Genomic DNA, 6,187 nt, shown 5'->3' on the forward strand with positions numbered 1-6,187 from the left:
CGTTTCCCGGGTTGATGTTGATCAGGTGAACGGCAGCGGGCCTGCGGGGGATCAGAGCGCGAAGATCCGCTCCACGAACCAGGTCAGCCCCATCACCGACACGCCCGCGGCGAGCACGCCCGTCGCCAGCGCCGGGGTCAGGCGGGCGCGGTGGCGCAGCAGGGCCAGCAACGGGAAGACCACGGCGATGATCGCCAGCTGCACCACCTCGATGCCGAGGTTGAACACGAGCAGCGACCACAGCAGCGTCCACGACCACGCCGCGTCGATGCCCAGCGCGGAGGCGAAGCCGAGCCCGTGCGCCAGGCCGAAGCAGAACACCACCGCGAGCCTCGCCCAGCCCGTGCGGTCGAGGCTGAAGTGGCCGCCCGCGTCCAGCTCCGACGCTTGCGCACCCCGGCGGTAGAGCCGCCACAACGGCCACGCGGCGACGACGGCGATCGAGAGCGCGATGAGGGGTTCGACGACGGCCGCGGGTGCCCGCACGAGGCCGAGCGCGGCGAGGACGAACGTCACCGAGTGGGCGAGCGTGAACGTCGTCGCGGCCAGCACGATCTCGCGCAGCCGCCGGGAGCCCGCGATGAGCGCGAGCAGGAACAGGATGTGGTCCAGACCGGTGAGCAGGTGCTCGGCGCCGAGGCGGAAGAACTCCCAGAACCGCTGCGTCCACGCCTGCTGGGTGGAGAAGGAGGGCTGGTGCGCGTCGAGCGCCGCGCTGCCGGAGGTCAGGTCGAGCTCGTAGGTGACGATGGTCTTGGTGTCACGGACGTACCCCTCGGCGTCGGGGAAGAGTCCACTGTAGACCTGGTGGGATTCAGCGGCGGCGCACCGGTAGTCGAGCACCAGGCGGGTGTAGGGGACGCCGTCGCGTTCCTCCATGGTGAAGCCGCCGTCGCGAACCGGGGCGCAGGCCTGCCCGGACGCGGTGACCCGGAAGCGCTCGCTGACGTACCGCATCACCGTGTCGGCGTGGGTTTCCAGTGCGGCGGCCTGTGCGGCGGAGTCGTGGGCTTCGAAGGCCGCGGTGCCCTGGCGGAACAGCGGGTCGTCGTGCTGGTAGTCCGCCGCGGAGACGACGAGCAGGTCGTACTCGAGCCCGAGGGAGGCGCGGACGTGCCCGGATTCGGGGGAGGTCACGTCGGCGTACACGGTGGACGTGAAGCCGTGCGCGGAGGCGGGCGCGGCGGTCAGGAGGGCCACGGCGGCTGTCGTGCCGGCGATGGCGAGGGCCCGGATCAGGCGGAACATGGACGCAGACTGCTTGGAGCAGGCGAACGGCCGGCGGACGGCAGGCGAACAACCGGCGACCGGATGCCGATCTTCGTCGTTGTTCGGGTAGGAAAGGGGCATGCGTGGGCGACTACTGGCTGTGGCGGCCGCGGGCCTGCTCGTCGCCGGGTGTGGCGCGGACGACTGGTCCCGTCCACACCCCGCGCCGAGCGCGATCGGTGTGCTGGGGCCGGGTTTCGTCACGGCGTCGCCCACCCCGGAGGCGACGGTCACCCCGGCGCCTGGTTCGTGGGAGGGTGTGCGGCCGTCGCCGGGTTACCGCGTGGTGCTGCTCACCGCGGGGGACGACCCGGAGACGAAGACGCTCGTGTCGGCCGTGACGGAGTGGGCGGGGCAGGAGCAGGTCAGCCTGAAAACGGTTTCCGCCGCGCCGGGTGGGTATCCGGCGAGCATCCGGCAGGCGATCGACCTGCACCCGGACCTGGTGGTCAGCGCGGGCAAGGACCTGGTGGACGCGCTGGCGCTCGTCACGGCCAGCCATCTCGACCAGCAGTTCCTCGTGCTGGGCGCCGAACTGGCCGAGCCCACGGCGAACGTCACGGCGGCGAACTGGGCGGGCGCGTCCTACCGCGGTGAGGGCCTGGGCACGTCAACGGGGTACGACCCGGCTTCCTTCACGCCGCAGCACGCGGCGGCGGCGCTGAGGGCCGGGGTGGCGAGCGTGCTGACCGGCCTGACGGGGATCGTCGTCCGGGTGGGGTAGGGGCTTTCTCGCGGCGGGGGCGCCTTTCGCTGGGAGGCGGGGGCGGGGTGGGGTGGGGTGGCTGGGGTCGCGGCTGCGGTTGGCGCGGTGAGCTTCTGCTGGCTTCGCGGCTTTCGCTAGCTCACGCTGGCCCCCGGCTGGCTTCGCGGCTCCTGCTGGCTCCCGTTGGCTCCGTGGCTGCTACTGCCCGGGCCGTGCCGCCGGGGCTGGCTTCGCGGCTGCCGCCGCCCGGGCCGGCCGCGAGGCTGTTGCCGCCCCGGCCGTATCGTCTCGGCCGCCTCGCGGATTACGCTGCCACCCCCGGTCGCACCACTCCGGCCATCACAACCCCCGTCCCGGGCGCCTCGCGGGCCGCGCTGCCGCAATCCGCCCCGCCCGGGCCGTCTCCGGCGGCGCTGCTGCATTGCCGTGCCGCTCCGGCGCAACCGCCGCCCGGGTCGCCGCGCGAGCTGCGCTGCCGTCCCCGTCGTGCCGCGCGGTCGTTTCGTAAGCTGCGCTGCCAGCCCGGCCGCGCCGCTCCGGCCATCACAACCGCCGTCCCGGCCACCCCCGAGCCGCCGCCTCGCAACCGCCACCCCCGCGAGCAACCCGCCGCCCCCGCGCCAGCCGCCGCCCCGCCAGCCACCCCCCACCCCCGGGATCACCCCGGCTCGAGGATTCCTCCCGCGTCCAGCATCCGCGCCAGCAGGCCCTGCAACCGGCGCCGGTCGGCGGGGGGTAGGGCCGCCGTCAGCGGTGCCAGCGCCCGCGCGACCTGGTCACGGCCCGACTGCGCGAGGGCGACACCGTCCGGCGTGAGGAACACCTCCACCGCACGCCCGTCGCCCGGGCTGGGGGCCCTCGCGAGCAGCCCACGCTTCGCCGCGCGCTGGACCAGGCCCGTCATGGTCGACTTGTCGAGACCCAGGTAGTCGGCCAGCACGCTCATCCGCAGCCGCCGGTCGCGCAGGATGCCGAGCACCCGCAGCTGCGTCAGCGACAGGTCGTGCTCCGCGGCCACCCTGTTCAGCACCGCCATCGTCGCGAAAGCGGTCTGCACCAGCATGTCCACCACGTCGTCCTGCTCGTCGGTCACGGGCCCACTCTACTTGACGAAGTTTGTACTGCCAACTAGTTTGGTTGGCAAGACAAACTAAAGGAGCAATTCCGATGAAAGCTGCCGTCGTTTCCGCGTTCGACGCCCCGCCGCGCTACCAGGACTTTCCCGACCCCACCGCCACCGGGCCCGACGAGCTGGTCGTCGACGTGCTCGCCGCCGGGCTGCACCCCCGCGTCCGCTCCCAGGCCAACGGTTCCCACTACACGACCACCGGCGAGCTCCCGCTCGTGCCGGGCGTGGACGGGGTGGGCCGCGGGCCGGACGGGCGGCTCCGCTACTTCGTCCTCCCCGAGACGACACTGGGTTCGATGGCGGAGCGGACCGTGATCGACGTCCGCCGCAGCGTCGTGCTGCCCGAGGGCAGTGACGTGCTCGCCGTCGCCGCCGCGATGAACCCCGCCATGTCCTCGTGGGTCGCCTTGCGCCGGCGCGCCGAGTTCCAGCCCGGGCAGGACGTCCTCGTCCTCGGGGCCACCGGCAACGCGGGACGTCTCGCCGTGCAGATCGCCAAACTGCTCGGCGCCGGGCGCGTCGTCGCAGCCGGGCGCGACGAGGCGCGGCTGAGCGCGGTGGGTGCGAGCGAAACCGTGCCGCTCGACCGTGTCGCGGAGGCGGCCGACGTCGACGTGGTGCTCGACTACGTGTGGGGCGAGCCGACCGCCGCCGCGATGGCCGCCGTCGTCACCCACCGCGCCGACCGGGGCAAGCCCTTGACGTGGATCGAAATCGGGTCCGTCGCCGGGCCCACCGCGGCGATCCCCTCGGCCGCGCTCCGCGCCGCCCGCCTGCGGATCATCGGCAGCGGACAGGGCTCGGTGACCCCGCGCGACATCATCGCCGAGCTGCCGTCGCTCGCCGAGGAGATCACCCGCGGCACGTTCGAGATCAACGCCCGCCCGGTCGCACTGTCCGACGTCGAGCAGGCCTGGGCGGAATCCACCAGCACGACCGAGCGCCTTGTGCTCACGCCCTGACGCCGGAGCGGGCTCAGCCGCACCGCCGAGCGCTCACACCCGGACGCCGACGGGCAGCAGCAGGGTGAACGTCGAGCCGGAGACGTGCACCAGCCGCCCGCCGTCGGCTTCCGCGAGGCTGCGCGCCAGCGGCAGCCCGATGCCGTGGCCGCCCGACTTTCTCGTGAACAGCTGCTGCCCGGGCGCCACACCCTCGCCCTCGTCCGACACGTCGACGGCCAGCACGCCGCCCGCGTCCCTCGCGGTCACCCGGACCGTGCCGCGCCCGTGCGTGTAGGCGTTGTCCACCAGCACGTTCAGCACCTGCCGGACCGCGGCCGCCGACGCCTGCGGCCGCGGCGCCTCATCCGCCGAAATCCGGATCGCCCGGCCCCGCGCGGCCAGCGGCTCGCCCCACGTCGACTCCAGCTCCGCCAGCAGCGCGTCGAGATCCGCGACCTGCGTCGCCGTGGTGTCCCTGGCGAGCACGAGGAGGTCGTCGACCGTCCTTTCCAGACGGTCGGCCGCCTCGATCGCCGTGCGGACGGCCGGTCGCGGATCCGCTGGCGACTCCAGCGCGGCCTCCAGCTGCAGCCGGAGCCCGGCCAGCGGCGTCCGCAGCTGGTGCGAAGCGTGCGCGGAGAACGCCCGCTCCCGGTCCAGGGTGTCCCCGATGCGCCGGGCCGCGCTGCCCAGCGACTGGCCGAGCGAGTCGATCTCCGGCACCCCCGACATCGGGGCGCGCACGGTGAAATCGCCCTCTCCCAGCACTTTCGCCGCCCCCGACAGGTCTTCGAGCGGCCGGGCGAGGCGGCGCGCCATGCGCCGGGCGAGCAGCCACGCCACACCGACCGACACCAGCGCGAGCCCGAGTATGATCGAGCACAGCAGCGCGGTGTGCAGGTGCGCGGCATACCGCGGCTTCTCCGCGCGGACCACGCCGAGCAGCGCCCCGTCGTCCACGATCGGGACCGCGGCGACGAACGCCGAGCCGGTGTCGTCCAGTTCGGTTTCGCCGTCGAAGGCCTCGGCCACGGCCTCGTCGGCGAACCGCGGGCCCTCCCCGCCGCGCAGCTCCCCGGAGGGGAAGTAGACCGCCAGCCGCGTCTCCGCCGGTGCCGCGGGCAGCCGGGGCGCGGCGGTCCCCTTCAGTTCGTCCGAAATGGACAGTGCCGCGCTGATGGCGACCCTGCCCACCTCCGTGCGCTCGTCCTCCCAGCCGGTGTGGGCGAGCAGCACGGCCAGCGGCACACCGAACAGGACGACCGCGACGACGGTCGCGGCGATGGCGAGGGTGACGATCCGCCTGCGCACGTCACGCCCCCGTCGGCAGTTCGAGGCGGTAGCCGTGCCCGCGCAGCGTGGAAATACGGGGCGCCTGCTCCGGCGCCGGCGCGCCTTCGGCGAGTTTCCGGCGCACCGAAGCGATGTGCACGTCCAGTGTCTTCGTCGAGCCGTACCAGTGCGCGTCCCACACCTCGGTCATCAGCGTCTCCCGGCTGACCGCGGTGCCCGCCGCCTCCGCCAACCGAGCGAGCAGGTCGAACTCCTTGGCGCGCAACAGGATCTCCTGCCCGGCGACGCTCGCCTGGCGACTCGCCGGGTCGACGACGAGCGCACCCACCACGATCGTCTGGCGGGCACCGGACGGGCCGCGCCGCAGGTGCGCCCTGACGCGCGCGAGCAGTTCGCCCAGCCGCACCGGTTTGGTCAGGTAGTCGTCGGCGCCGGCCTCCAGTCCCAGTACCACGTCGATCTCGTCCTGCCGCGCGGTCACGATCACCAGCACGGTCTGCGGCTGGAGCGCCCGCAGCCGGCGGCACACCTCGACCCCGTCGAGGTCCGGCAGGCCCAGGTCCAGCAGCACCAGGTCGAACGCGGTGCGCTGCGCCTCGTGCAGGGCGACCGTGCCGTCACGGACCCAGCACACGTCGTGGCCGTGCAGCCCGAGGCTCGAATCGAGCGCCTGTCCGATGGTGCGGTCGTCTTCCACGAGCAGCAGTCTGGCCACCTCCGCAGCATAAACCAGAAAGCGGAACGAAGGCCTTGCCTCGCGATTACCTTCCGTTTGCCTTGGCCCGCCTAAGGGATGTCTCGTAACTCGTGTTGTGGTTGGTGGGGCTGGTGTTGCAGTCAGTCGGC

At 73.3% G+C, this 6,187-nt stretch carries 6 protein-coding genes; 2 read left to right on the top strand and 4 right to left on the bottom strand.

What is annotated here, in order from left to right; genetic code table 11:
- Positions 1 to 51: 51 nt before the first annotated feature.
- A complete protein-coding gene (locus ABFX51_RS35005; protein WP_346056310.1) occupies positions 52 to 1,248 on the bottom strand; it encodes a HupE/UreJ family protein in 1,197 nt (398 codons plus the stop codon).
- Positions 1,249 to 1,348: 100 nt separating this feature from the next.
- Between ABFX51_RS35005 and ABFX51_RS35010 the strand changes: the two genes are divergently transcribed.
- The gene (locus ABFX51_RS35010) at positions 1,349 to 1,993 is read left to right on the top strand and encodes a type 1 periplasmic-binding domain-containing protein (protein ID WP_091505460.1); all 645 of its coding nucleotides are present in this window, start codon (positions 1,349 to 1,351) and stop codon (positions 1,991 to 1,993) included.
- Between the two features lie 640 nt (positions 1,994 to 2,633).
- Here the strand turns inward: ABFX51_RS35010 and ABFX51_RS35015 are convergent.
- Positions 2,634 to 3,068 (bottom strand): MarR family winged helix-turn-helix transcriptional regulator, encoded by a 435-nt coding sequence (locus ABFX51_RS35015; protein WP_346056311.1) that lies wholly within the window; start codon positions 3,066 to 3,068, stop codon positions 2,634 to 2,636.
- Positions 3,069 to 3,142: 74 nt separating this feature from the next.
- Between ABFX51_RS35015 and ABFX51_RS35020 the strand changes: the two genes are divergently transcribed.
- Complete coding sequence (locus ABFX51_RS35020) at positions 3,143 to 4,066, top strand: quinone oxidoreductase family protein (RefSeq protein WP_346056312.1); 924 nt, start codon at positions 3,143 to 3,145, stop codon at positions 4,064 to 4,066.
- 33 nt (positions 4,067 to 4,099) lie between these two features.
- Here ABFX51_RS35020 and ABFX51_RS35025 read toward each other — a convergent pair whose 3' ends face one another.
- Both ABFX51_RS35025 and ABFX51_RS35030 read right to left on the bottom strand, forming a co-directional pair.
- Positions 4,100 to 5,359 carry a sensor histidine kinase gene (locus ABFX51_RS35025; protein WP_346056313.1) on the bottom strand — a complete coding sequence of 420 codons (1,260 nt, stop codon included), beginning with the start codon at positions 5,357 to 5,359 and terminating at the stop codon, positions 4,100 to 4,102.
- Between the two features lies 1 nt (position 5,360).
- Positions 5,361 to 6,056: a response regulator transcription factor gene (locus tag ABFX51_RS35030; RefSeq protein WP_346056314.1), complete on the bottom strand. Its 696-nt coding sequence runs from the start codon at positions 6,054 to 6,056 to the stop codon at positions 5,361 to 5,363.
- Between the last annotated feature and the right edge of the window lie 131 nt (positions 6,057 to 6,187).

Source organism: Amycolatopsis dongchuanensis (assembly GCF_039542405.1).
In the GTDB taxonomy this organism is placed as follows: domain Bacteria; phylum Actinomycetota; class Actinomycetes; order Mycobacteriales; family Pseudonocardiaceae; genus Amycolatopsis_E; species Amycolatopsis_E sacchari.